Origin of the sequence: Rhodococcus sp. SMB37, from assembly GCF_004345605.1 — a bacterium.
Classification (GTDB): Bacteria; Actinomycetota; Actinomycetes; order Mycobacteriales; family Mycobacteriaceae; genus Rhodococcus.
Window position 1 is genome coordinate 1 of the sequence record NZ_SLVY01000022.1, and the last position, 23882, is coordinate 23882.

Annotated in this window: 26 protein-coding genes; 14 read left to right on the forward strand and 12 right to left on the reverse strand. The window is 66.1% G+C overall.

All coding sequences use genetic code 11. The annotated features are described in order from the left end of the window. The first annotated feature begins 102 nt into the window (after positions 1–102). The 6 genes from EV641_RS25985 to EV641_RS26010 all read left to right on the forward strand — a co-directional run bounded on the left by EV641_RS25985 (position 103) and on the right by EV641_RS26010 (position 5456). Positions 103–315, forward strand: coding sequence for a glutaminase (locus EV641_RS25985; protein WP_277874529.1), 213 nt, complete (start codon positions 103–105; stop codon positions 313–315). Between the two features lie 53 nt (positions 316–368). Beyond that, complete coding sequence (locus tag EV641_RS25990) at positions 369–1937, forward strand: MFS transporter (protein ID WP_132475859.1); 1569 nt, start codon at positions 369–371, stop codon at positions 1935–1937. A 184-nt stretch (positions 1938–2121) separates the two neighbouring features. Further along, positions 2122–3057 (forward strand): MHYT domain-containing protein, encoded by a 936-nt coding sequence (locus EV641_RS25995; protein WP_132475862.1) that lies wholly within the window; start codon positions 2122–2124, stop codon positions 3055–3057. A 98-nt stretch (positions 3058–3155) separates the two neighbouring features. Further along, positions 3156–3560: a helix-turn-helix transcriptional regulator gene (locus EV641_RS26000; protein ID WP_054713520.1), complete on the forward strand. Its 405-nt coding sequence runs from the start codon at positions 3156–3158 to the stop codon at positions 3558–3560. An 82-nt stretch (positions 3561–3642) separates the two neighbouring features. Further along, positions 3643–4404, forward strand: a complete 762-nt coding sequence (locus tag EV641_RS26005; RefSeq protein ID WP_054713518.1) for an ABC transporter permease — start codon at positions 3643–3645, stop codon at positions 4402–4404. After that, a complete protein-coding gene (locus EV641_RS26010; protein WP_054713517.1) occupies positions 4401–5456 on the forward strand; it encodes an ATP-binding cassette domain-containing protein in 1056 nt (351 codons plus the stop codon). Before EV641_RS26005 ends, EV641_RS26010 begins: the two co-directional genes overlap by 4 nt. On the opposite strand, the gene EV641_RS26015 is transcribed toward EV641_RS26010, so the two are convergent. Further along, positions 5457–6749: an MFS transporter gene (locus EV641_RS26015; RefSeq protein ID WP_132475868.1), complete on the reverse strand. Its 1293-nt coding sequence runs from the start codon at positions 6747–6749 to the stop codon at positions 5457–5459. Positions 6750–6780: 31 nt separating this feature from the next. Continuing rightward, positions 6781–7728, reverse strand: coding sequence for an NAD-dependent epimerase/dehydratase family protein (locus tag EV641_RS26020; protein WP_054713516.1), 948 nt, complete (start codon positions 7726–7728; stop codon positions 6781–6783). A gap of 131 nt (positions 7729–7859) precedes the next feature. On the opposite strand from EV641_RS26020, the gene EV641_RS26025 reads away from it, so the two are divergent. Together EV641_RS26025 and EV641_RS26030 are read left to right on the forward strand one after the other, a co-directional pair. After that, a complete protein-coding gene (locus tag EV641_RS26025; RefSeq protein WP_132475871.1) occupies positions 7860–8567 on the forward strand; it encodes a TetR/AcrR family transcriptional regulator in 708 nt (235 codons plus the stop codon). Between the two features lie 12 nt (positions 8568–8579). Further along, the gene (locus EV641_RS26030) at positions 8580–9188 is read left to right on the forward strand and encodes a YqgE/AlgH family protein (protein WP_132475874.1); all 609 of its coding nucleotides are present in this window, start codon (positions 8580–8582) and stop codon (positions 9186–9188) included. A 23-nt stretch (positions 9189–9211) separates the two neighbouring features. On the opposite strand, the gene EV641_RS26035 is transcribed toward EV641_RS26030, so the two are convergent. The 3 genes from EV641_RS26035 to EV641_RS26045 form a co-directional block, all read right to left on the reverse strand. After that, the gene (locus EV641_RS26035; protein WP_132475877.1) at positions 9212–10483 is read right to left on the reverse strand and encodes a reverse transcriptase family protein; all 1272 of its coding nucleotides are present in this window, start codon (positions 10481–10483) and stop codon (positions 9212–9214) included. Positions 10484–10740: 257 nt separating this feature from the next. Continuing rightward, complete coding sequence (locus EV641_RS26040) at positions 10741–11700, reverse strand: DUF1648 domain-containing protein (protein ID WP_132475880.1); 960 nt, start codon at positions 11698–11700, stop codon at positions 10741–10743. A 34-nt stretch (positions 11701–11734) separates the two neighbouring features. Further along, entirely contained in the window at positions 11735–12136 is a 402-nt protein-coding gene (locus tag EV641_RS26045; protein ID WP_132475883.1) for an SdpI family protein, read from the reverse strand. A 103-nt stretch (positions 12137–12239) separates the two neighbouring features. Here EV641_RS26045 and leuS point away from each other — a divergent pair, with 103 nt between their 5' ends. After that, positions 12240–15098 (forward strand): leucine--tRNA ligase, encoded by a 2859-nt coding sequence (gene leuS / locus EV641_RS26050; RefSeq protein ID WP_132475886.1) that lies wholly within the window; start codon positions 12240–12242, stop codon positions 15096–15098. 91 nt (positions 15099–15189) lie between these two features. Here leuS and EV641_RS30005 read toward each other — a convergent pair whose 3' ends face one another. Beyond that, positions 15190–15387, reverse strand: coding sequence for an HNH endonuclease signature motif containing protein (locus EV641_RS30005; RefSeq protein WP_241997483.1), 198 nt, complete (start codon positions 15385–15387; stop codon positions 15190–15192). Beyond that, a complete protein-coding gene (locus EV641_RS30010; protein WP_158289214.1) occupies positions 15362–15928 on the reverse strand; it encodes a DUF222 domain-containing protein in 567 nt (188 codons plus the stop codon). The genes EV641_RS30005 and EV641_RS30010 overlap by 26 nt, the downstream gene beginning before the upstream one ends. Positions 15929–16097: 169 nt before the next feature. Between EV641_RS30010 and EV641_RS26065 the strand changes: the two genes are divergently transcribed. Together EV641_RS26065 and EV641_RS26070 are read left to right on the forward strand one after the other, a co-directional pair. After that, the gene (locus EV641_RS26065; RefSeq protein ID WP_054716227.1) at positions 16098–16820 is read left to right on the forward strand and encodes a hypothetical protein; all 723 of its coding nucleotides are present in this window, start codon (positions 16098–16100) and stop codon (positions 16818–16820) included. 123 nt (positions 16821–16943) lie between these two features. Beyond that, the gene (locus tag EV641_RS26070) at positions 16944–17330 is read left to right on the forward strand and encodes a VOC family protein (protein WP_132475898.1); all 387 of its coding nucleotides are present in this window, start codon (positions 16944–16946) and stop codon (positions 17328–17330) included. Between the two features lie 27 nt (positions 17331–17357). On the opposite strand, the gene EV641_RS26075 is transcribed toward EV641_RS26070, so the two are convergent. The 3 genes from EV641_RS26075 to EV641_RS26085 form a co-directional block, all read right to left on the reverse strand. Beyond that, positions 17358–18260 carry an alpha/beta hydrolase gene (locus tag EV641_RS26075; protein ID WP_132475901.1) on the reverse strand — a complete coding sequence of 301 codons (903 nt, stop codon included), beginning with the start codon at positions 18258–18260 and terminating at the stop codon, positions 17358–17360. Further along, positions 18257–18973, reverse strand: coding sequence for a TetR/AcrR family transcriptional regulator (locus EV641_RS26080; protein ID WP_054716224.1), 717 nt, complete (start codon positions 18971–18973; stop codon positions 18257–18259). Before EV641_RS26080 ends, EV641_RS26075 begins: the two co-directional genes overlap by 4 nt. Positions 18974–19068: 95 nt before the next feature. Continuing rightward, complete coding sequence (locus EV641_RS26085; protein WP_054716234.1) at positions 19069–19911, reverse strand: alpha/beta hydrolase; 843 nt, start codon at positions 19909–19911, stop codon at positions 19069–19071. Between the two features lie 123 nt (positions 19912–20034). Here EV641_RS26085 and EV641_RS26090 point away from each other — a divergent pair, with 123 nt between their 5' ends. From EV641_RS26090 to EV641_RS26100, 3 genes are read left to right on the forward strand one after another with little or no spacing between them, the layout of a single operon-like run. Next, positions 20035–20418 (forward strand): nuclear transport factor 2 family protein, encoded by a 384-nt coding sequence (locus EV641_RS26090; protein ID WP_054716221.1) that lies wholly within the window; start codon positions 20035–20037, stop codon positions 20416–20418. Beyond that, positions 20418–21395, forward strand: a complete 978-nt coding sequence (locus tag EV641_RS26095; RefSeq protein WP_132475904.1) for an alpha/beta hydrolase — start codon at positions 20418–20420, stop codon at positions 21393–21395. Before EV641_RS26090 ends, EV641_RS26095 begins: the two co-directional genes overlap by 1 nt. Before the next feature lie 38 nt (positions 21396–21433). After that, positions 21434–22486: a DUF6777 domain-containing protein gene (locus EV641_RS26100; protein WP_132475907.1), complete on the forward strand. Its 1053-nt coding sequence runs from the start codon at positions 21434–21436 to the stop codon at positions 22484–22486. Between the two features lie 8 nt (positions 22487–22494). Here the strand turns inward: EV641_RS26100 and EV641_RS26105 are convergent, their stop codons facing one another. Together EV641_RS26105 and EV641_RS26110 are read right to left on the reverse strand one after the other, a co-directional pair. Further along, positions 22495–23181: an SDR family oxidoreductase gene (locus EV641_RS26105; RefSeq protein ID WP_132475910.1), complete on the reverse strand. Its 687-nt coding sequence runs from the start codon at positions 23179–23181 to the stop codon at positions 22495–22497. A gap of 32 nt (positions 23182–23213) precedes the next feature. Beyond that, positions 23214–23849 carry an ElyC/SanA/YdcF family protein gene (locus EV641_RS26110; RefSeq protein ID WP_241997484.1) on the reverse strand — a complete coding sequence of 212 codons (636 nt, stop codon included), beginning with the start codon at positions 23847–23849 and terminating at the stop codon, positions 23214–23216. Positions 23850–23882: the final 33 nt, after the last annotated feature.

Genomic DNA, 23882 nt, shown 5'->3' on the forward strand with positions numbered 1-23882 from the left:
CGACTGGCGGCCAACCCTCATCACGCGGTCGACCTGGTCTTGAGCGCATGAAACTCCAGGCCGCAGCCCCGGAAGTCAACAACTACGGCACCCTGTGAGTGGCTGTTCGAGATCGGATTGCCTGCCAAATCGGGTGTTTCGGGTGGCATCGTGTCGATTGCGCCGGGTAAGTGCGGAATCGGGGTGTTCTCACCGCTCCTGGACACTGCGGGAAACAGCATTCGAGGACAGCTCGCGACGGCTTATCTGTCGAGGGTTCTCGGACTGAACATCTTCGCTTCCGCTGCGCATTCTCGACAGAAGGGGCTCGTCTGATAAGTACAGGACAGGACACCGCGACGGTCGAACAGCGCAACTCGTGGCTACCGATGATCGGGTTGTTCCTCGGCCAGATCCTGATGTCGTTCAATGTGGCGGCATTGCCGGTGTCGATCGGCGGCATGGTCGACGATTTCGGTGCGCCGCCGACCGCGGTGAGCACTGCCATCGTCATGTACGGAATCGGTGTGGCCGCGCTGGTGATGCTCGGTGCGAAACTCGGCCAGCGTTTCGGGTGGGTTCTCGTGTTCCGCATCGTCGTCGTCGTGTTCGCGGGTTCGTCGTTGATGATGATCTTCGCGCCTACCGTCGAGTTCGTCATTGCAGCTCAGACTCTTGCCGGGGTGTCTGCGGCCATCATCGTGCCGGCACTGGTGGCGTTGATCGCGGAGAACTATCACGGAACCCAGCAGGCGACCGCCATCGGCTCGCTGGGGTCCGCCCGCGCGTTCTCCGGGATGAGTGCGTTCCTCATCGGCGGTGCGCTCGGCGCTACCGTCGGGTGGCGGCCGGTGTTCGCGATCGTCCTGGCGGTTGCAATTGCGGTGTTCGCCTTCAGTTTCACTCTTCGCTCGGACCGGGGTAACTCGTCGGTCGAGATCGATTTCGTTGCCGCGACCCTGATCGGCGTTGCGATCGTGGTGCTGACTCTGGGTTTCAACAATCTCAACGGTTGGGGATTACTCCTCGCACGTGACGGAGCGCCGTTCGATGTCGTCGGCCTGTCGCCGGCACCGATCCTCATCGTTCTCGGTGTCGTTCTCGGTCAGGCCTTCCTGGTCTGGACCAGGCGCAGGGTGCAGGTCGGCAAAGTTCCGCTGGTCAGTCTGTCGGTCCTCGGCTCATCCCGCGAGAGGGCAGCCCTCTACGCAATGTTCGTGGTGGTCGCGTTGGAAGCGGCGCTGAACTTCACCGTGCCGCTGTACATCCAGATCGTCCAGGGGCGATCGCCGTTCGACACCTCGCTGGCGATGATGCCGTTCAATCTGACGGTGTTCGTCACGGCCACCCTGATCATTCGCTTCTACAAGCGGTTCAGCCCCAGAGCCATCGGGATGTTCTCGTTCGTCCTGACTACGGTAGCCCTGGTCTGGCTTGCCTTCGTCGTGACGAACGACTGGGAAACCCTTCCCACGATCGCGGGTCTGATCGTCTTCGGTGTGGGCCAGGGTGCGTTGGTCACATTGGTGTTCAACGTGCTCGTGACCTCGGCGCCGAAGGAGTTGGCCGGGGACGTGGGCTCGATTCGAGGCACGACCCAGAATTTGGCCTCTGCTGTCGGTACCGCGGTTGCGGGAGCGATGCTGGTGACGATCCTCGGGCTCAATGTCGCTCAGTCGGTTGCCAACGATATCGAGATTCCGGAGTCCGTCGTCGCCGAGATCGACCTCGACGATGTCAACTTCGTGAGCAACGATCAGCTCCGCGAAGTGCTCAGCGCGACGAGTGCCTCACCGGCGGTGGTCGATGCGGCCGTGCAGATCAACACCGATGCACGATTGAGGGCCCTGAAGACCGGGCTGCTGATTCTCGCGGGGATCAGTGTCGTTGCGATCCTCCCGGCTTCGCGGCTTCCTGCGTACAAGCCGGACGAGATTCCCGACCCGAGCCCCGAATAGGCGGCCTGCGCGGCCGGGGTTCCAGCGCCCTTGTGATCGAAACTAAGCGGCAAGGTTATCGAAATGTGACATGAGGTAACGTCGCTTACGCCGCGTCGGGGACTTGGTGCGGTCTCGATCGGTCGGTACGGCACGTCCCATCCGGATCTGGGGCAACAGCCAGGCGTGCCGTACGGAGTTATGGATGTCGCACGAACTACACCATTTCACGATGGGTCTGTGGGTTTTCTTCCTGGCGTACGCGACCTCGGTCGTCGGATCGTATGTGGGCCTGTCCTGCGTTCGGCAGTCCTTCAAGGACGACGGCAAGAACGCCAGAATGCGGTGGCTCGCCACGGCGTCGCTCGCCATAGGTGGTGTCGGGATCTGGTTGATGCATTTCATCGGCATGATGGGATTTGCAGTGCCTGGCTCGACGATCCGGTATGCCTTCGCGCCGACGCTGTTCTCGGTCGTGCTCGCGATCGGCGCCACGCTGTTCGGGCTCTGGATCGTGGACTCACGCGCCGAGTGGAAAGCACGAGTGCCTCGTGGCATCCCGCTCACTGTCGGCGGACTGGTGATGGGCCTGGCCGTGAGTCTCATGCACTACAGCGGTATGGCCGCGATCCGGATCAAGGGCACGATCGAGCACGATCAGGCTTTCGTGATCGCCTCGATCGTCATCGGCGTCGTCGCGTCCACAGCCGCGCTGTGGCTGGCCGGTGTGGCGGAACGTCTTCCTGCCCGGGCTGCTGCGGCGCTGATCATGGGGTGCGCTGTGGTTGCCCTGCACTACACGGGTATGGCGGGCGTGAAGGCCACGATCGATCCGAGCGCCGCCGACCCCGAGGGACTGACCGTTCTGTCCGTGCTGTTCCCGGCCTTCGTTCTCGGCATCCTCGTGATCGCTCTACCCATCGTTGCGTTGCTGCTCGCCCCGAATCGTGAGGACCTTCGCCGTGAAGCCGCGGTCGCGCAGTGGGTGGACTCCAGCGATCCCGCGGACGTTCCTGTTCCGTCGGCCACGCCGCACGTCGCACCTCGGGACGAGTTCGGGACGTCGGTGCGTGTCACCGTCGTTCCGGAGTGGCCGTTACGGCGTCGCGCTGAAGATCTGAAGCAACGCGACCGCCGGTAGGGAGGCGGTCTCGGGCGTCTCTCACCATGACGTGGCACGTATAAGAGGTGACGGTGACCAGCTTGTTCATCCGAATATACGGAAGTATGGTCCATTTCATGACGAATGTGCGGATCAAAGACGCCGCCATGCTACTCGGGGTCAGCGACGACACGGTCCGCCGCTGGGTCGACCAGGGCGCGCTTTCAGCGGGCAAGGACGAAGCGGGACGCAAAGTGATCGAAGGCAGCGAGCTTGCTGCCTTCGCCCGAGCGCAGGCCGCTGCGGCGCCCGACCTTCTGGGTGTCGGCAGCTCGGCGCGCAATCGTCTCGTCGGTCTCGTCACCAGGGTCGTCTCCGACACAGTGATGTCGCAGGTGGAGATGCAGTGCGGCCCTCACCGGATCGTCTCGCTGATGAGCACCGAAGCCGTCGAAGAACTCGGTCTCGTACCGGGGAGCATCTCGGTCGCCGTCGTCAAATCCACCAATGTCATCGTCGAGACCCCCGGGGAGCACACATGAGAATTCGGGCCGTCGTGGTCGCGTCGGCGGCGATCGCGGCACCGTGAGCGCGGCGCACACATCGACGGGGATTCCCCGGTGGATGTACGTGCCCGCCGCGGTGGGGTTCGTCTTCATCGCGGTTCCGTTGGTGGCGATGCTGCTCACGGTCGACTGGGCGAACTATCCCGAGCTGATCACGTCCGAAGCGTCGCTCGATGCGCTCGAGCTCAGTCTGGTGACCGCGTCCCTCAGTACACTGCTGTGCGCAACTCTGGGGATACCCATGGCTCTGGTGCTGGCGCGCAGTAGTTTCCGAGGCCAGCAGGTGGTGCGCGCGCTGGTGCTCCTTCCACTCGTCCTGCCACCGGTGGTCGGGGGTATCGCCCTGCTCTACACCTACGGCCGACGCGGTCTGCTCGGCGAGCACCTCGAGGTGCTCGGCATCAGTATCGCGTTCTCCACCACCGCGGTGGTGGTGGCGCAGACCTTCGTGGCATTGCCGTTTCTCGTGATGAGCCTCGAAGGTGCCCTGCGCACAGCGGGGCACAGGTACGAGAACGTCGCAGCAACGCTCGGCGCCCGGCCCACCACCGTCTTCCGTCGCGTCACCCTGCCCCTCGTGCTGCCCGGACTCGCATCGGGCGCGGTCCTCGCATTTGCCCGCGCGCTCGGAGAATTCGGTGCGACCCTCACCTTCGCGGGCAGCTTGCAGGGCACCACACGCACGCTTCCCCTCGAGATCTATCTGCGACGCGAGACCGACCCCGATGCGGCGGTGGCGCTCTCGCTGCTGCTCATCGTCGTTGCACTGGTGATCGTCGTCGCCGTGCACTCGCGGCGCCCGAAAGGAGCGGATCAGTGAGCCGGCTGCAGGTGCAGGCGAGTGTCGACGAGCGTGACTTCATGGTCGATCTCGAAGTGGACGAGGGCAGCACGGTCGCGGTTCTGGGACCGAACGGAGCCGGAAAGTCCACGCTGCTCGGCGTGATCTCCGGCCTGCTCCGGCCCGACCGGGGTCGCGTCGAACTGGGCGACCGGGTCCTCATAGACACTGCATCGGGCGCCGCGATACCGCCCCACAAACGTTCGGTTGCGTTGCTTGCACAGCAGGCGCTTCTGTTTCCGCACCTGACAGCTCTGGACAATGTGGCGTTCGCGCCCCGCAGCGCAGGGAAGCGGCGTCGCGTTGCACGTGAGGTCGCGATGCGGTGGTTGAAGGCCGTCGACGCCGTCGAATTCGCTGACCGCACACCGCATCAACTGTCGGGTGGGCAGGCACAGCGCATCGCGGTCGCGCGGGCACTGGCGGCCGATCCGGAACTACTCCTGCTCGACGAACCGATGGCCGCACTCGATGTCGCCACGGCACCGGCCGTACGGTCGCTGCTGCGCAGGGTGCTTCGTGACGACGGTCGTACAGCGCTGATCGTCACCCACGACCCGCTCGATGTTCTGGCGCTCGCCGATCGTGTGATCGTCGTCGAGGGTGGACGGATCGTCGAGGACGGCCCCGTGCGACGTGTCCTGACCCGCCCGCGCAGCGCATTCGGCGCGCGGATCGCTGGAACGAACCTACTCGGGGGGATCGTCGAAGCCGGTGGTCTCGCTACGGAAGTCGGTGTCGTGCACGGACTTGTCGACGACGACTGCACCCCCGGTACCGCAGCGGCTGCTGTGTTTCTGCCGTCAGCGGTGGCCGTCTACACCGAGCCTCCGCACGGAAGCCCACGGAACGCGCTGTGCGTCGAGGTCGGTGAGCTCGAGGCCAGAGGCGCGACCGTGCTGGTGCGTGCGTCGGGCGGGTTGACAGCCGAGATCACGACGGCTGCGGCGGCCGAGCTGACACTCGAACCGGGTGCGACGGTGTGGTTCGTGGTCAAGGCGACCGAGATCCGGATCCACCGCGCTGCGTGATCAGCGCCCGGGGTCGATTCGGTAACGCCTGATCGCGAGCACCCCGATCACACCGAGGATGTAGACCGCTGCGCCGGCGACAGCGAGTGCGGGCGAGCGGCCGTCCGGCGCGACGACGAATGCCGCGACTGCGAGTGCGGCGAGGAACGCAATGTTGAAGACGGTGTCCTGCAATGCGAAGACCTGTCCGCGCCGTGCGTCGTCGATGTCTATCTGCATCGCGGCATCGCCGGTGAGCTTGATCGTCTGACCCGCGAGTCCGAGCAGGAACGCGGCGATGAGAAGCGGGCCCTGGGTCACGGTTGTGACGAACAGGGTTTGGACCACCGCCGCGACGATCAACCCGACGGTGACGGTGCGTGGCCGACCGAGTCGCGGGATGAGGAACGGCGCGACGATCGCTGCGATGAGCATGCCGATTGCGGTGGCCGCGACCGCCACACCGAATCCGGCGAACCCGCCGGGCAGTGACGTCTCATGTTCGGTGTCGCGGAGGACGAGCACCATGATCAGCGTGTCGATGCCGAAGACGATGCGGTGTGCACCGATTCCTATCATGGCGGCGGCGACACCGGGGGCTTCCCAGACCGCTGTTGCTCCCGTGCGCAGCCCGGCGACGATGGTGCGCACCACCGCCCGAGGTCGTGCGCCGTCCGGTCCCAGCGCCTGGTGTGCGAATCCTCCTGCCGCGACTGCTCCGATCACGGATCCGGACGCTCCGAGGGCGACGGCGATTCCGGAACCGAGGTCGCCGGTACCGACGAGAGCGATCGTCGTGACCGCGGCCCCGGCGCCGGCCGCCGACACCGCGGAACCTACCGTCGCTAGAACGGAATTGACCGGGACGAGCCAGGATTGGGCGACGACGTGCGGGAGCGATGCCGACACGCCGGCGAGAACGAATCGACTCACGCCGACGGCGGCGAGTGCGAGCAACATCAACGGGGTCTGCGGTCCCCCGGTGACGAGCACGGTTGCGGCCGCAAGAATGAACACGCCGCGGAGCGCGTTGGCCCATACCAGAACGAGGCGGCGGTCCCAGCGGTCGAGGAGCGCACCGGCGAACGGGCCGATCATCGAGTACGGGAGTAGCAGAACGGCGAATCCCGCGGCGATGGCCACGGGATCGGCGTGTCGTTCGGGATTGAACAGGATCGCGCCGCCGAGGGCGGCCTGGAACATACCGTCGCCGAACTGGCTCGAGAAGCGGACGATCGTCAGACGAGCGAGTCCCGGTGATCCGCGGAGGGCGGAGACCGTCGAATGCCACGCCTGCCGCTTCGAGTCCTGCACAATCTCCGAGACTATCTGTGTGGAAGGAGCCCTATCGGGTGCGGTCCTGCCACCAGCGGACGGTCGTGTCGGCGGCCTCCGAGATCGGTGTGGGCGACAACCCGAGGGCGGCCTCGGTGCGGCTCGAGTCCATGACGAACGGGTCGGTGAACATGTAGGTGGTCTCCGCGAGTTCACGCATACCGCTGTTGACGATCGCACCGGCACGCAGGATCCAGGTGGGGATGGTCCCCACCTTCGGGGCGGGCATTCCCGCGGCGGTGGCGAAGGCGGTTGCCATCTCGCGCTGTGTGACCGCCGGTGCGGTGGGTGCGTGCAGGACGCGGTTCCATACTTCGTCGTTGCCGGCGGCGGCGATCATCGCGGCTGCGAGATCGGGCACGTAGGTGAACGAGTGCGGTGTGTCCGCCGATCCGAGTACCCGTGACGTCTTCCCGGCGAGAACAACGGGGACCATGCGTTCGCCCGCATGGGCATTGAGGACATGGGGTCCGAAGAAATCCGATGCCACGACGCTGACCGTCGGTGTGGAGTGTGCGTCGCGGGCTTCGAGCAGGCGAGTGCGCACACCGAGTTTGCCGCGGGTTGCGTTGCGGGGTGAGTTCTCGGTCATGACCTCGTGCGGGGAGCTGTAGGAGTAGAGGCTCTCGGGGAACACGACGACCGCGCCGACGCGACCCGCAGCATCGAGCACGACCTGCTCGGCGGCGGGCAGTTCCTTCTCCCAGACCGCGGCGGAGTAGGTCGAGCCGTGGATGCACATGTAGAACGCAACGGCACTGTCGCCGTCGGGGCCGGTCAGTGCGTCGTCGAGGGCGCGGGGATCGTTGACGTCGATGCGCAGGCGCTCGATGCGGGGGTGGTCGGGTCCGCTCCCCGAGCGGGTGAGGACGCGGACGCGGTGTCCCTGTGCTGCGAGTTGTTCCGCGACGGTGGTGCCGACAGGTCCGGCGCCGGCGACTACGTGGAGTTTCGACATGGTGTCCGCCTTTCATGAAGTGTGAGCACTGCTCTCTATTCTGAATTCAGACTGCACCGCCGAGCGCGGTCATGTCAAGAGCAGTGCTCACATTTGTTGACAGTGCTCGCGGTAGTGGTCAGGCTGGAGACATGACGACACCTCGCGCAAAGGCGCGCGCCCGCACGATGGCCGACATCCTCCGGATCGGCCGCGACCACCTGGCGACCGAAGGCGCCGCCGCACTGTCCTTGCGAGCCGTCGCTCGCGACCTCGGCGTGGTGTCGTCCGCCGTGTACCGCTACGTCGCGAGCCGCGACGAGTTGCTCACTCTTCTGGTGATCGATGCGTACGACGAACTCGGAGACGCTGTCGACGCCGCAATCGCCGACGCGGAAGACTCGTCCGACCAGTTCCGTGCACTGGGCCGCGCGGTCCGCGGATGGGGGCTGCGAGAGCCGGCGCGTTACGCGCTGTTGTTCGGAAGCCCCGTCCCCGGCTACCAGGCGCCCGCCGAACGCACGACCGAACCCGGAACCCGGGTCGTAGTTCGTCTCGTCGGGATCCTGGCGGACGCGTATACCGCGGGTGCGTTGCGGTCGATCGAGACCGTTCCGGTCCCCGACTCGCTCTCGGCCGATCTCGCGCGCATCAGGAGTGGGTTCGACAGGGATCTACCCGACGCGGTCCTCGCTCGCGGGGTCCTGGTGTGGTCCGGGCTGTTCGGTGCGGTGAGTTTCGAGGTCTTCGGTCAGTACGGTCGCGACAACTTCACCGACGCGTCGGCGCTGTTCGAACATCACCTTGCGGTTCTCGCCGACACTGCAGGATTCGTGACCACAAACGCACAGCCGCGGTGAGAGAATGACGGAGTGGCGCAGCACCAGGACGACCCCGAGGATCGCACCGCACCGTCGACCCCCAAGGTCCGTGCGGGAAATCTGCTCGTCGCCGGCACCGCTCTCTCCGAAGCCACGTTCCGCCGCACCGTGATCTACATCATCGAACACAACGATTCCGGTAGCTTCGGCGTCGTACTCAATCGGATCAGCGACACCGCCGTCGGCGCGATGCTCCCCCGCTGGGCTCCACTGTCGACGTCGCCGGGAGCCCTGTACGTGGGTGGGCCGGTTCACCGGAATTCGGCGCTGTGCCTCGGCGCCGCGCGCGAGGGCGCCAAGGTCGACAACGTGAAGGGCGTCCGCCGGATCGCGGGCCGGGTCGTGCTGATCGACCTCGACACCGACCCCGCGACCCTCGTCGAGCACGTCGAAGGAGTGCGGATCTTCGCAGGCTACGCGGGGTGGAGTGCCGGTCAGCTCGACGGTGAACTCGGCAACGACGATTGGATGGTCGTCTCCGCCCTACCTCGCGACATCCTGGCTCCGGCCGGTATCGATCAGTGGGCGGCTGTGCTGCGCCGCCAGCCTCTCCCGACCGCGTTGCTGGCGACCCACCCGATCGAGGTCGAACGGAACTGACTCACCGGGGCATGCGCGGGCCCTCAGGACTGCCAGTCGACAGCCGCGGCCATCTCCAGCAGCCGTTGTCTGCGCGCGGGCGAAGTGGCACCGATCCAGGCGATCAGCCCGTACACGTGGGCGCGGAAGTCACGATGGCCGCTCCGGTTCTGAGATGCTGCGCCCTCCCGGATCGCGTTGTGCAGCAGCGCGCGCAGAGTGTCGTAGTCGGAGCGGGCGACCTGTGGCCGGTCGTTGACCACCAGGCCCGCGAGGCGTTGCCGCTGATGCCGGTGCATGATCCGAAGCTTGTCGGGATGTACGACGAATCCTTCCGCGGACACCACTCGAACCACCATCCACAGCGTTCGGTCGACGTCGAGTGTGTCCCCCGACAACGCCAGGTCGTCGCCGTATCGGGTGTAGCGCAGGTCGTTGCGCCGGGCATATCCGTCGAGACGTCGGTCCAGCGACCGCAACACCAGGTTCGCCAGGTGAGGTGATGTCGGTGCGCCCTGCGGCAAATGCCTGTCGCGCAGCAGAGCCGCGTGCGCTGAGGTGACACCGTGGAGCACATCGACCGGGGTCGTGGTCGTGCACAACTCGGCGAGCAGGCGAGCGATCCGCGGTGGGTAACCGGCGCGGTCGAACACTCCCCTGACACGACGGAGGGTGATCGTCTCGAAGCAGCGGCGCAGGTCGATGCGCAGCACCGTGCACCGGTCGGTGTGCGGCCAGGCGAACGCGGCAGGCGATGAGCCCGGAACGAACCCGCGAGCGGCCGGATGCGCGGGAATCTTTCCGACGAGTCGGTGGAGCAGACGTCGCTGTGTCTCGCGCATCCGGGGTTTCGGTGCTTCGATGACGCGGACGCCATCGCGTTTGGTGCGGTGCCAGATTCGGTAATGCCGAAGCGGTGGTCCGGCGGTGCGCAACCAGTTGCCGCGGTCGGCGAACCACTCGAGTTCGGGGACGGTGAGACCGAGCCAGTGCGCGCATTGCTCGACGGAGTAGAGATCGGGCAGACCGTCGAGCACGGACCCGGTCGACGTCGGCTCGTGCAATTCGATGTGTCGAGGCACTGCCGGCCTGGGAATCGTCCACGGTGCGAGTGCGTCGACCAGGGCCGCCGCGGGATGACGTGGCTCTGCCCGTGTCAGACGGAACAAGCGATGCGCTACATCGGGGGCGATCTCCCCGGGTAGGACCGAGTCGAGTGCCCGCAGCACTTCGGGCCATGTCCAGGCGGTGTAGATCCGTGAGAACACGGCTGCCGCCTCCGAAACCTCGACGGCGGGAAGTGACGGTTCGATCATCGGATGGGGAAGCGGTGCCTTTCAGGACGGGCGGCACGCGAGGTGACCTGAACCTCGTGGTCGCGGCGCCGTTCGGCACGCGCAGCGTGCGGTGCGGCGTCGGACGCAGGAACCAACTGTGAACTGTACCCAGGGGTTTCCCCTGAGACGGACCGAAACGATCCGCTCTCACCTCGCCTGCCGCCCATGGCCCCGATGTTGCCAGATCCGAGGAGGAAACGCCGGAGAAGCAGCGGGGGCGGGTGGAAGTAGAAGGATTATGCCCGTCGATCGGCGAGGGTGTTGATCGCGCCTGCCATCTCCTCGGCACGGTCGGTCGTAATCGTGAGTTCGTGACCTGATTCGGTGGTGATCACCAGCGCGGGACCGGTGTTCGTGACAAGCCCGTACCGGTTGGGTCGCTTGATCCGCATCCCCCATCCGCCCCAGTCCTGGAACGGGCGTGTCTCGGTGACCTTCGCGCCGATGATCTCGTCGAGGCCGTAGTCGAGGGCGGATGCGCCGAGGTTGCGCACCGACACTCCCTGCTCGTCCACTCGCACGGTGAATCGGAGCAGGCTCAGGATCAGGAAACACGACGGGATTGCGATGGCCATGGGCCACCAGCTCCCCATCAGGAGGCACACGATGGTCACGGGGACCAGTACGAGAAGTGCGAGCACCGCGGTGGTGGGCCGGCCGGTACCGACCTGGTCGACGATGGGCAGCTCGACGGAGCCGCGTGGCAGTGACGGATCGGGCGTGGTCGTTGCCGGCGGACGCTCCCGGTAATCACGGAGCAGGCTCGCGCCGAGCCATCCGACCGCGATGCCGAGACACATCCCCAGCCCGAGGGACCACGCGGGAAACGGCGCGTCCGACGAGTCGGACACGTCCAGCTGTGCGGTCAGGGTCGCGACATACAGCGTCGCCATCAGGAAGGTCACCGCAAGCCCGATCACCAGCATGTACCGGCGCATCATCAGCTGCGCTTGGGCGAGTGCAGCGATCGCGCAGCATCCGCCCCCGACCAGCGCTATCAGCAACGCCATCGTCCAGGCGCCGGTCATCGGGCTCGTGAACGCGTCGGGAGTCGAGCCGGACCAATGGGATGCCACCTCAGCGGGCAGCCTCGGCTCCCACGCGGCGGTGAGAATCAGAACGGCTAGTGCGCACAGCAGTGGGATCGCGAGACCGAACACGGCGCCTGCGGGGTCGATGGTGCGGCGGCTGGTCATGGCCACATGGTAGGGACAGCCGCAGGAGCGAAGCTCAGGCGGTCGGTTCGCACATTCCGCGCAGGCTGCACGACCCGCACGACGTACCGCAGCCGGCTTCCTCGGGCTTCGTGGCTTCGGCGACCCGCGCGGCGATGGACCCACCGGCGCCCGCGGTGAGCAGAGCCGCCACGACGGTGACGACCACGGCGACCACACCCCAGATCGTCGGCAGGGTCAGCGCTGCGACGCCACCGAAGACGCACAGCGCAGCTGCGCCGAGCATGCTGGGTGCGGCGATCTTGTTGGACATGGCGAAGGTGGCGTCGTCGCGGAGCGACTCCGGCGTGCGCACACCCGCCCAGCGGTTGCGCGGAAGCTTGCCGGTCAGCGCCGCGACACCGACCGCGCCGACGGCGAGGGCGATAAGGAAAAGCAGGATGGCGACGATCAGCACCCGATCAGGATACCGCCGCGTCCAGCCGCCCCACCCGTCGGGTATGTACACGTTCTACCCTGGTTGGAGCCCACAAACGCCGGCCGAGTAGATAGCGATCACCGTGACCCGTCCCCATCAGTCCTCCACACCGTCGTCCGACCCCACCCCGCAGCACCGCTACACCGCGGAACTCGCAGGGCAGATCGAGCAGCGCTGGCAGGAGCTGTGGCGCGAGCGCGGCACCTTCCACGCACCCAACCCGGTGGGCGACCTTGCCGGCGACGTGCCCGCCGACAAGTTGTTCGTGCAGGACATGTTCCCGTACCCGTCGGGCTCGGGCCTGCACGTCGGGCACCCCCTCGGATACATCGCGACCGACGTCTACGCCCGCTTCCATCGGATGCAGGGCCACAACGTGCTGCACACACTCGGCTACGACGCGTTCGGCCTGCCCGCCGAGCAGTACGCGGTGCAGACGGGCACCCACCCCCGCACCACCACCGAAGCCAACATCGTGAACATGAAGCGGCAGCTCGGACGTCTGGGACTCGGCCACGACGACCGCCGCTCCGTTGCGACCACCGATGTCGACTTCTATCACTGGACGCAGTGGATCTTCCTCACGATCTACAACGCGTGGTACGACACCGCAGCCGGTAAGGCTCGTCGGATCGCTGAACTCGAAGCTGAATTCACCGACGGCACGCGCACCCTCGACGACGGGCGCGACTGGGCATCGCTGTCGACGAGTGAGCGCGGCGCGGTACTCGACTCGTACCGACTTGTCTACCAGTCGAATTCGCTCGTCAACTGGTGCCCCGGGCTCGGAACCGTGCTGGCCAACGAAGAGGTCACGGCCGACGGCCGTTCGGAGCGCGGTAACTTTCCCGTGTTCCGGAAGAACCTGCGCCAGTGGATGATGCGGATCACTGCGTACTCCGATCGCCTCATCGACGACCTCGAGTACCTGGACTGGCCCGACAAGGTCAAGTCCATGCAGCGCAACTGGATCGGCCGCTCTCACGGCGCTCAGGTGGCGTTCGCAGTGGACGGCGCAGATGCCGCGGTCGAGGTCTTCACGACCCGCCCCGACACACTCTTCGGTGCCAGCTACGTCACCCTCGCTCCCGAGCATGAACTTGTCGACGAGATCGTCGCGTCGGAATGGCCGGCCGACGTCGACGCGCGGTGGACCGGTGGCGCTGCCGCTCCCGCCGACGCCGTCGCCGCGTACCGCGCCGCGATCGGCGCCAAATCCGACCTCGAGCGGCAGGAGTCGAAGGAGAAGACCGGTGTGTTCCTCGGCGCGTACGCCGTGAACCCGGTCAACGGGGAGAAGCTCCCGATCTTCATTGCCGACTACGTGCTCACCGGCTACGGCACCGGCGCGATCATGGCTGTTCCCGGCCACGACCAGCGCGACTGGGAATTCGCGACCGCGTTCGGCCTGCCCATCCGCGAGGTCATCTCCGGTGGAGACATCACGACCGAGGCGTACACCGGCGACGGCACTCTCGTGAACTCCGGTCAACTGGACGGGCTGAACATCGCCGACGCGAAGAAGACCATCATCGCGAAGCTCGAGGAAGACGGCACCGGTACCGGTACCGTCCAATTCAAGCTGCGCGACTGGCTCTTTGCACGCCAGCGTTACTGGGGCGAGCCGTTCCCGATCGTGTACGACGAGCAGGGTGAAGCTCACGCACTGCCCGATTCGATGCTGCCGGTGGAACTTCCCGAGGTCGAGGACTACGCACCGGTGTCGTTCGACCCGGACGATGCAGACTCCGAGCCGTCGCCCCCGCTTGCGAAGGCCTCCGACTGGGTGAACGTCGAACTCGATCTCGGAGATGGACTGCAGCATTACACCCGCGACACCAATGTGATGCCGCAGTGGGCGGGCAGTTCGTGGTACCAGCTGCGCTACATCGACCCGACGAACTCGGAAGAGTTCTGTGCCAAGGAGAACGAGGCCTACTGGACGGGTCCGCGCCCCGAACTCCACGGGCCGAACGACCCGGGCGGCGTCGACCTGTATGTCGGCGGTGTCGAGCATGCGGTACTGCACCTGCTCTACGCTCGCTTCTGGCACAAGGTGCTCTTCGACCTCGGCTACGTCACGTCGTCCGAGCCGTACCGCCGCCTGTTCAACCAGGGCTACATCCAGGCCTACGCCTACACCGATGCGCGTGGCGTGTACGTTCCCGCCGACGAAGTGGTCGAACGCGACGGCAAGTTCTTCCGGACGGGTCCCGACGGTGAGCAGGAAGTCGCCCGCGAATACGGAAAGATGGGCAAGTCGCTCAAGAATTCCGTTGCGCCCGACGAGATCTGCAACGACTACGGTGCCGACACCCTGCGCGTGTACGAGATGTCGATGGGTCCCCTCGACCAGTCACGTCCGTGGGCGACCAAGGACGTCGTCGGTGCGTCGCGGTTCCTGCAGCGCGCGTGGCGTCTGGTGGTCGACGAGGAGACCGGTGCTGTCCGCGTCACCGACGCAGAGCCGGACGACGACACCCTTCGCGCACTGAACAAGGCGGTCGCCGGCGTGACCGACGATTACACCCATCTGCGCGACAACACCGCGATCGCGAAACTGATCGAGTACACGAACCATCTGACGAAGCAGTACCCGTCGGGCGCGCCGCGCACCGCGGTCGAGCCGCTCGTGTTGATGATGGCTCCGGTCGCACCGCACCTCGCAGAGGAGTTGTGGTCGCGGCTCGGGAACTCGGAACCGCTTGCGCACGGGCCTTTCCCGACCGCCGACGAGAAGTGGCTGGTGGAGGATTCTGTCGAGTACCCGATCCAGGTCAACGGCAAGGTCCGTAGCCGCATCACCGTTCCGGCCGATGCGACGCCGGATGCGATCGAGGCCGCGGCGCTGGCCGATGCGAAGATCGTGGATCTGCTCGGTGGTGCCGCGCCGCGCAAGGTGATCGTGGTGCCCGGCAAGATGGTCAACATCGTGAAGTAGCTTTCGGACATACCCGAGGGAACGCACGCAGTCACCGCTGCCAGGGCACACGGGTGCCCTGGCAGCGGTGACTGTGTTCTTTACGTGTGGATCAGGACACCAGATCCGGCCGATTCCCCGGAATCGGTGTCCGGAACACGTCCACACTCGCGGGCGGAACGAACTGCGGCCGGCGGTGTTCGGTCATCTCGACTTCCCACTCGGTGTGATGCATCAACCGGTGATGATGTCTGCACAACAACACCACATTGTCGAGGTCGGTATCAGCGCCGTCGACCCAATGGTGAATGTGGTGGGCATCCGCCCAGGCCGGCGGTGTCGAACACCCGGGGAAGGCGCATCCACCGTCGCGGACGGTGAGAGCGCGTCGCTGTTCCCGACTGGCGGTGCGGCGGGTCCGCCCGTGTGCCAGCCGCACGGCCCACGGCTCGGTGGCCGACCTTCTCGCTGGCGTGGTCGATGAGGATGGTGCGGGCTTTGTCGAAGTCGCAGGGGTTCATGGTGCGGGGGTAGTGCTGGCAGAAGTAGGCGATCTGGCGGGCTTTCTCCGCATCGAGTAAGCCGGATGAATAGGCTGTGCGCACTTCCGGTTCGAGTCGCAGTAGGCGAGCCAGTGATTCGATGCGGTGACATTCATCGATCTCGAGGTGGGTCGCGGCACACAGCCAGTGTGCGGGGCTGCGGTAGCCGTGTTCTGTGACGGTGTCGCGTTCGTACATCGCGATCATCAGATCCATGCGGTGCACCTGGGCGGTGTGGATTTCGGCGGAGACGGCGAGTGTCTCGGCCATGAGTTGTGTGTCGTCGAATCTCCAGAGCTCCCCACCCATGATCGAATTGTATAGAACGCGTATTCGATATTGAAGGATTGCTGAAACATTTGTTCGATAGCTCGGAGTGGTCTGGCAGTGGCCTGCTTCTCGCGTTTGGTAGCTTGGCGGATGGATCTGCTCCTGCCGAGCGCCCGATCCCCCATTGGGAGGAAGTGACTTTCGCGCTGTGAACAAGCAACTCGTCGCCGGCCTTGCGTGCCTCACCGTGTGTGCGCTGAGCGCCTGCGGCACCGATTCCGGCAATGCCGAGACCGACGCGACACCCATGCCGTCGACTGCGATCGTTCCCTCGGAGGTGGTTCTGTCCGATGTCGATGCCCCGGCGGGCTACATCCACGCCGATGTGGCCGACACGCTCGACTCGGATATCGGTGAGGTGAGCAATGAGGAGGTGATCGCGATGTTCACCGAGATCAGCGACAGCACCGTCACCGATCCTGAGGCGTGCGGCGCACTCGTGCCCACCGCGGTGGACACTGTGTTGCGACTCAACGAGGATCGGGCAGGCACGGCCGTCTCCGAGTACGCCTCCGACGGCACCGAGGGAACCGACAGTGCCATCACCGTCGTGGCCACCACCAGCGACACCGGAGCTCGGGTGCCCGAGAGCCTAGACGAGTGCACGAGTTTCACCCGGACGAGCTCGTCCGGCGACACGGAAGCATCTGTCACCTACCGGGTCTCCCCACTGGACCTCGACGTTGAGGGAGCCGACGGTCTGATCGCTGCCCGCGCGGAGGCGGACCAGGGCGGGGCAGCAGAGTCCACGACCGTCGTCGCCGGAACGGTCGACGGCGTGTACTTCCAGATCAATGCCACGGGACCGATCGACGATCAGTTGGTCAGCGACCTGGCGGAAAAACAGATCGGCAAGATCGAAGGAGCCTGAGTAGCGCTGAACGAGCAGAGGTCTCGACAACTCCACACGAGTCTGGTATTTCTGGATACAGCGTCGCGTGTCGATGACGGACTGCGTCAGGCATGGAGGCGTCGAACCCTAAAGGGATTCCTTTTGACCATCTCGCTCAACCACACCATCGTCGCTGCCGAGGACAAACAGCATTCGGCGTATTTCCTGACAACCCTGTTCGGTCTCCCCGATCCGGTCCCGGCCGGGCACTTCTTGGCTGTTCAGCTCGCCAACGGCGTCACCCTCGACTTCGCCGAGCCACCGCCGCACGTCGACGTCTCACCTCAGCACTATGCGTTCCTGGTGTCGGAGGAGGACTTCGACAAGATCTACGGGCGCATCCTCGAGCAGAAACTCGAGCACTGGGCCGATCCCCGGCAGTCTGCGCACGGGATCAACCGAAACGACGGCGGGCGCGGAACCTACTTCCTCGACCCGTCCGGTCACTACCTCGAAATCATAACGCGGCCATACGGTTCGGGCGGGTAGTAGACCGCGTGATATGGGTGGCCCGGCCTATCCCACAGTGGCGGGGTGGGAGCGGGCGGCGAGGGCGCGGATGAAGCGGGCGATTTCGGCGGGCTTCTCTTCGGCCATGAAGTGGCCGGCCTCGATGGGCTCATACGTCAGGTCGGGCGCCCATACCCGCCAGAGCGCCGCGGCGTCGAACCCCAGTTGGGAGCCCCAGTCCTGGGAAATGACTCCGACGGGCATGGTGAGTTGCTTGCCTGCGTCGCGGTCCTCACGGTCCATGTCGAGGTCGATGCCCGCTGTGGCGCGGTAGTCGGCGACGATGGAGTCCACGGAATTCACCGAGCTGTCGACGTAGTGTCGGCGGACCTCGGGCGGGAACGTCGAACCATCGGTGTCCCAGTCGTCCAGGAACGAACCGAAGAACTCGGGTCCGACGGCGCGGATCATCTTCTCGGGGAGACCTGTGGGTTGTGCCATGAGGTAGAGGTGCCAGGCGACCTTGGCGTCGACGCCGTGCAGGACGTCCCAGGTGTCCGAAGTGGGCAGCACGTCGAGGATCCCGAGAAACTGCACCGACTCCGGATGGTCGAGTCCTGCGCGAACACCGACGAGGGCGCCTCGGTCATGGCCGATCAGGCCGAAACGGGCGTGGCCGAGCGCTTCGGCTATGCGCAGGATGTCTCGGGCCATTGTCCTCTTCGAGTAGGTCTGCCGGCCCTGTTCTGCCGGTTTGGCGCTCTCGCCGTACCCCCGAAGGTCAGGGATGATGACCGTGTGCTGTTCGGCGAGCTCATGTGCGACGTGGCGCCACATGTAGTGGGTCTGCGGGAATCCATGGAGGAGGACGATTGCGGGCCCGGTACCGGCCACGGCGACGTTGAGGTCGACTTCGCTGTCTCCGGGCAGCTTTCGGTATCGGAATCCATTGATGGTCAAGCGGTTCACGGGGTGTCCTTCACAGCGGTGTCGGTCGGTCGGGCAGTCGGATGGCCCGAGAAGATGCCCGCGGGAAGTGAATGTTCCGCGGAAGGTGTGGCACGTAACGCAGGGATCAGGACGGTGTCGACGAGGGCTTCGAGGTAGCGGTCGTCGATCTCCAGTCCGTTGAGTCGCCGAAGCAGGATCACGGCGCCGGCGACTTCTTCGAACGGGAACGGGTCGGTGCCCTCGTGCGGCAACTCACCACGACCGATGGCCGACCGAACGACGGTCTTCGGTAGCCGGGCCCCGGTCGGCCCCACGGATCGTTCGATTTCCTCGCAGAGTTCCGGATCCTCGAGGCCGGCTTGGAGCAGCAGCATCGCGGTCTGGCCATCTGCGGAGCGCATGGACTGTACGAGGCGGCGACACAGGGCGAGCAGGTCACCGCGCAAACTTCCGGTGTTGATTTCATCCGGCTCGTCGCGCCGTGAAGGACCTGCCTTCAGAGCGGCAACCACCATGTCTCTCTTGGACTTCCAGCGTCTGTAGAGAGTGGCCTTGGACGCGCCCGCCCGGCGGGCCACCTCTTCGAAAGTGACGCCGTCATAGCCGACTTCGGAGAGAAGCGAGATCGCGGCGGCGAGGATCTCCCTTTCTCGTTGATCATCACGCGGACGGCCCACGCGATGAGTGCGTGGCCGGCGCCCGTCGAACTCGTCCTTACTGGGATACGGCACGTTTCGTATCGTAACAGCACTTGCGGTGATCACCGCAACCTGCCACGACCCGGATCACCTCTTCCGCCGTCGATCAACGTGTTCGGTCGATATCGCTACCGAAGTTGCTCGTGCACGAAGTCGAGGACGTCGCCGAGCACTTGGTCGCGGTTCGTCTCGTTGAAAATCTCGTGTCGCGCACCGGGATACACCTTCGACGACGAACCGCGACCGGCGAATGTCGCCCAGCCGGTGGTGGTGCCGTCGATGGGGACGAGACTGTCGTCGCTGCCGTGCAGCCAGAGCGCGGGCACGGTGTCGACGGTCCCGGCGGCGGTGATGGTTTCGAGGCAGCCCTTCAGTGCTTCGACGGTGGGTCGCTTGAACGGTCCGTGCCACACGAGCGGATCGTCGACGTAGGCGCGTCCCACCTCGGGGTCGCGCGACAGCGTCGACGGATCGATCGGGGTATCGGGGATCTCCTCGGCGGCAAGAAGGGCGTCGACGGTGGCCCACTTGCCGAGCACCGGGCCGGACAGGACGACCGCGGCGAGTTCGTCGCCGTGGATCTGGGCGCAGCGGGCGGCGATCATGCCGCCCATCGAATGGCCTATGAGTACGACGGGGAGTCCGGGGTGTTCGCGTCGCGCAGTGACGTCGAGGAGTCGGAAGTCGTGGACGACGTCCTCGAAGTTCTCGACGAGGACCCGCTGCCCGTCGCTGAGGCCGTGCCCGATGTGGTCGACCGCGTAGACGACGGCGCCATCGGAGGTCAGGCGGGTCGCGACGTACCCGTATCTTCCGGAGTGCTCCCCGTAGCCGTGGCACAGCAGTGCGATGTAGCGGGGAGACTCGGGTTCCCAGCGCCGTGCCGCGAGCATGACCGAATGGCCGGCCAGGGTGAAGGCGGTGTCCTCGGTGGAGCCGGAACTGTCGGTGAAAGCATGGTCGGCGCTCATCAACTGCATTCCTGTCCTGGGAACGAATGGTGCGCACAGGATCGCACGTTCACCCTCTGGTCGAGGGCGGGATCGTGCACTACTCTGCAAAATAGAACACGTTCTAAGACTTGAAGGGGCACCATGGCACCGACCCGTGACGCGATCCGCGACACCGTCGAGAACTACGTCCGCGCGGTTGCGAAGGGCACCACCGATGACGTCCTCGCGCTCTACGCGCCGGGCGCGACCGTCGAAGATCCCGTCGGCACCCCCACGCGCACCACGGAGGCCGAGATCCGTGAGTTCTACAGCGTGATCGAACCGCTCGACCAAGACGGCGAGGTGCTGACCCTCAAGATCGCCGAGAACAATGCAGCCTTCCTGTTCCGTCTGGTCACGCACCTGGGCGAGCAGGACATGGTGATGGAGGTCGTCGATGTCATGACCTTCGATGACGACGCGAAGATCACCAGCATGAGGGCGTATTGGAGTCAGGACGACATGCGGACGGTACCCGCGACCTGATGCCGGTCCGGTCGGTCGAAGTCGATGGTTTCACGTGGAACATTCACGATGAGGGGGTAGGTCCCGCGGTCGTGATGTGCCACGGATTCCCCGGCCTCGGCTACAGCTACCGACACCAAGTGAAGACGCTCGCCGCGGCGGGCTACCGCGCGGTGGCGCCGGACATGCCCGGTTACGGACGCACCGATCGTCCGACGATCGTTGGGGAGTACACCAATGTCGCGGTCGCGGATCGGTTGAGGAGGCTTCTCGACGCACTCGGCATCCATCAGGCCGTGTTCGTCGGACACGACTTCGGTGCCCCTGTCGCGTGGACGATGGCCCTGCGGCATGCGGATCGAGTGGCCGGCCTGGTCCTGCTCGCGGTGCCGTACGCGCCGGATCGGCTGCCTGCGCGACCCACCGAGTTGTACGCCGCGATGGCCCGCAAGCATTTCCTGCACCTGCACTACTTTCAGCAGCCGGGCGTCGCCGAAGCCGAGCTCGATCCGCGCGCGGCGGAGTTCCTTCAGCGTGTGTTCTTCGCCCTCTCGGGCGGATACCGATACCTCGACATCTGGAACCATCCGTCGGAGGGGCGCGGCTACCTCGACGTGCTGCCGGTAGCGCCGGAGCTTCCGTGGGACTGGCTCAGTGCAGCGGAACTCGAGCACTACGCGAACGAATTCTCCCGCACCGGATTCGGCGGGGGCCTCTCGTGGTACCGCGCCTACGACGCGAATTGGGAGGCATCCGCGCGCTACGAGGGTGCGCACGTCGACGTACCGACATTGTTCGTCGCGGGCGCATCCGACCCCGTCATCACGATGTCCGGGCCGCACGCGCTCGAGCGGATGCGGCAGACCGTTCCCGATCTGCGGGGACTCCATTTGCTCGACGATGCCGGTCATTTCGTACAAATGGAGCGTCGACGCGAGGTCGACGACCTGTTGCTCGACTTCGTAGAAGACCTGTATCCACGCAAACGATCCGAATAACCCGGCGCGGCGGGGCCTGTCGTCCTAGGCTGACGAACGTGGCCACCGACACCGCAGTACGCGGATTCGGAATGGTGCTCGCCCTGACTGCGCTCGTGGCAGCTGCGTGTTCGTCCGGCGGTTCCGGTTCTCCGGATCCCGTGCGACTCGACATCGCGACCGCGCAGAGCGACCACCCCTGGACCGGACTTCTGCTGCCGGCCCAGGTTCCCGTCGCGGTCCCGCCGCCGCCCCGCGATGCCCTCGCGGAGTCCGGAGACCCGGTATCGCAGGACGGCACGCCCGCCGTCGCGGGCGACCGTGTCGCGCTCTACGGGGGAAGCCTCGACCGGGAACTGTGCGACCGGAACGAACTGGTCGCGACCCTTACGAGCGACACGGCCAAGGCGGCGGCCTGGAAGGCCAAGGTGGGTGCCGACGACATCCTCGAGTACACGAGCGCCCTTACCCCGGTTCTGCTCCGCGCGGATACCCGCGTCACCCGCTACGACTACATCGACGGCACGGCCCGACCCGTCCAGGCGGTGCTCGAGGCGGGGACCGTGGTGCTCGTCGACGACCGCGGGATGCCGCGTGTGCGGTGCGCGCGCGGCAACCCCCTGTCGCCACCCGTGCTGGCGAGGGACACCGACATCGAAGGAACCGAGTGGACGGGGTTCGATCCCGAAAGACTGTTCGTCGTGCAGGCTGCCGCCGATGCGCTGAACGAGTTGAAGGTCGTCGACATCACGACCGGTGACCTGCTCGCGGTACCGATCGGTGCGGGCCCGCTCTCTCCGGTTGCGCCGCCACCGAGCCCCTCCGAAACCCCCGAGCCTGCGGAGACATCCGACGCAGTCGAGCAGAACCCGGCCCCGGCTCCTGCCCCAGCGCCGCGGCCCCAGGTGCAGGCACCGCCCCCGGCTCCCGAGCCGCCTCCTCCGCCCCCTCCGGCACCTGAGCCGCCGCCTCCCCCACCCCCGGCACCCGAACCGGTACCGCAGATTCCGCCGCCGCCTCCCCCCGCGCCTGCTCCGGCACCGCCGCCGCCCCCACAGATCCGGATCAATGTGCCGGGTGGGCCTCCGGTGGTGATTCCCCTACCGTTCTGAGTGCGTGATCAGGCCCCGGGCGGTGACCACGGCCGCAGGATGATCTCGGCCGGATTGGCGTCGGCGGGTGTCTCGACGGCGTTCCGGACCGCACGCGCCACAGTCGACGCCTTCAAGAACCGTGAGGCGTCGTAGTCGTCGCCCTCGGTCGCGACGATCGCACGCTGCATGTCGGTGTCGATGCGACCGGGATGTACCGACGTCACCCGCAACGCCGGCTCTTCGAGGCGCAGCGCGTCGCCGAATGCGCGTAGCGCGAATTTGCTCGCGGCATAGGCTCCCCATCCGGGATTCGCGCGGATACCGGCTCCCGAATTGATCAGCACGACATGCCCGTTCGCGGACCGCAATGCCGGTATCAGCAGCTGCGTCAGGGCGACGACGGACAGGAGATTTGCGTCCATCATGTGCCGCCACTGCTCGACGTCACTGTCGGCGATGGTTCCGAGTTCGGCCGCGCCCGCGTTGTGGACGAGGACGTCGAGCCGCTCGATGCCGGCCGTCGCGGCAGTCAGCGCGTCGTGATCGAGCAGGTCGACGGGCCACCCGGTGGTGCCGGGGAGTTCGTCGGTGATCGCGGTGAGCGACTCGGGGAGGCGGCCGCCGAGGAGAAGATCGTGGGTGGGGGCGAGTTCGCGGGCGATCGCGGCGCCGAGGCCACGGCTCGCTCCGGTGATGAGAGCTGAAGGTCGCATCCGACCAGACTAGAACCGAATCGACCGGGTGGTCAGTGGGCGGCGAGGATCTCGGCGAGTGTGTCGTCGGGAGGCGTCGAGACCGCTGGGTCGCGGGGAAAGCGAAGTTCCAGGAACGCCTTCGGACGCGACAACACCCATTCGCGGAGGTGGCTACGGACCTGCGACACGGGTCGCGCTTGTCCGCCCGCCACGACACCTGTCGCGTCGATCCCCGCGCGCAGGCACAGCGCGACCGCACGCGACAGATGGAACCGCTGCGTCGCGATAGTGGCCTCTCGAACCCCGAATGTGCGCAGCGCTCGCTGCGCGGTGTCGAAGGTGTCGAGACCGTACGGGTCGGCGACGATGCGGTCGCGGTCCACGCCGTGCTCGACGAGGTAGTCGATCATCGCGGTGATCTCGTTGCCGGAGCGTCCCGCGGCGTCACCGGAGACGAGGACTGCCCGGGCACGTCCGTCCCGCACGAGCGACACCGCGACGTCGAGACGTCCACGCAGGAATCCGCCCGGTTTTCCGTCTCGCACCCGGGCACCGGGCACGATCACCACGGGAGCCGATGGTGCGTCGGCGAGGCTGTACATCCTGCCCCGCGCAGACGACGCGACCTGCGCAGACAGCCATGCGAATGCCGACCCGGTCGCGACGCATCCGGCGAGCAGCACCATCCGAGGTCTCGACATGCATTCCACATTACGGAG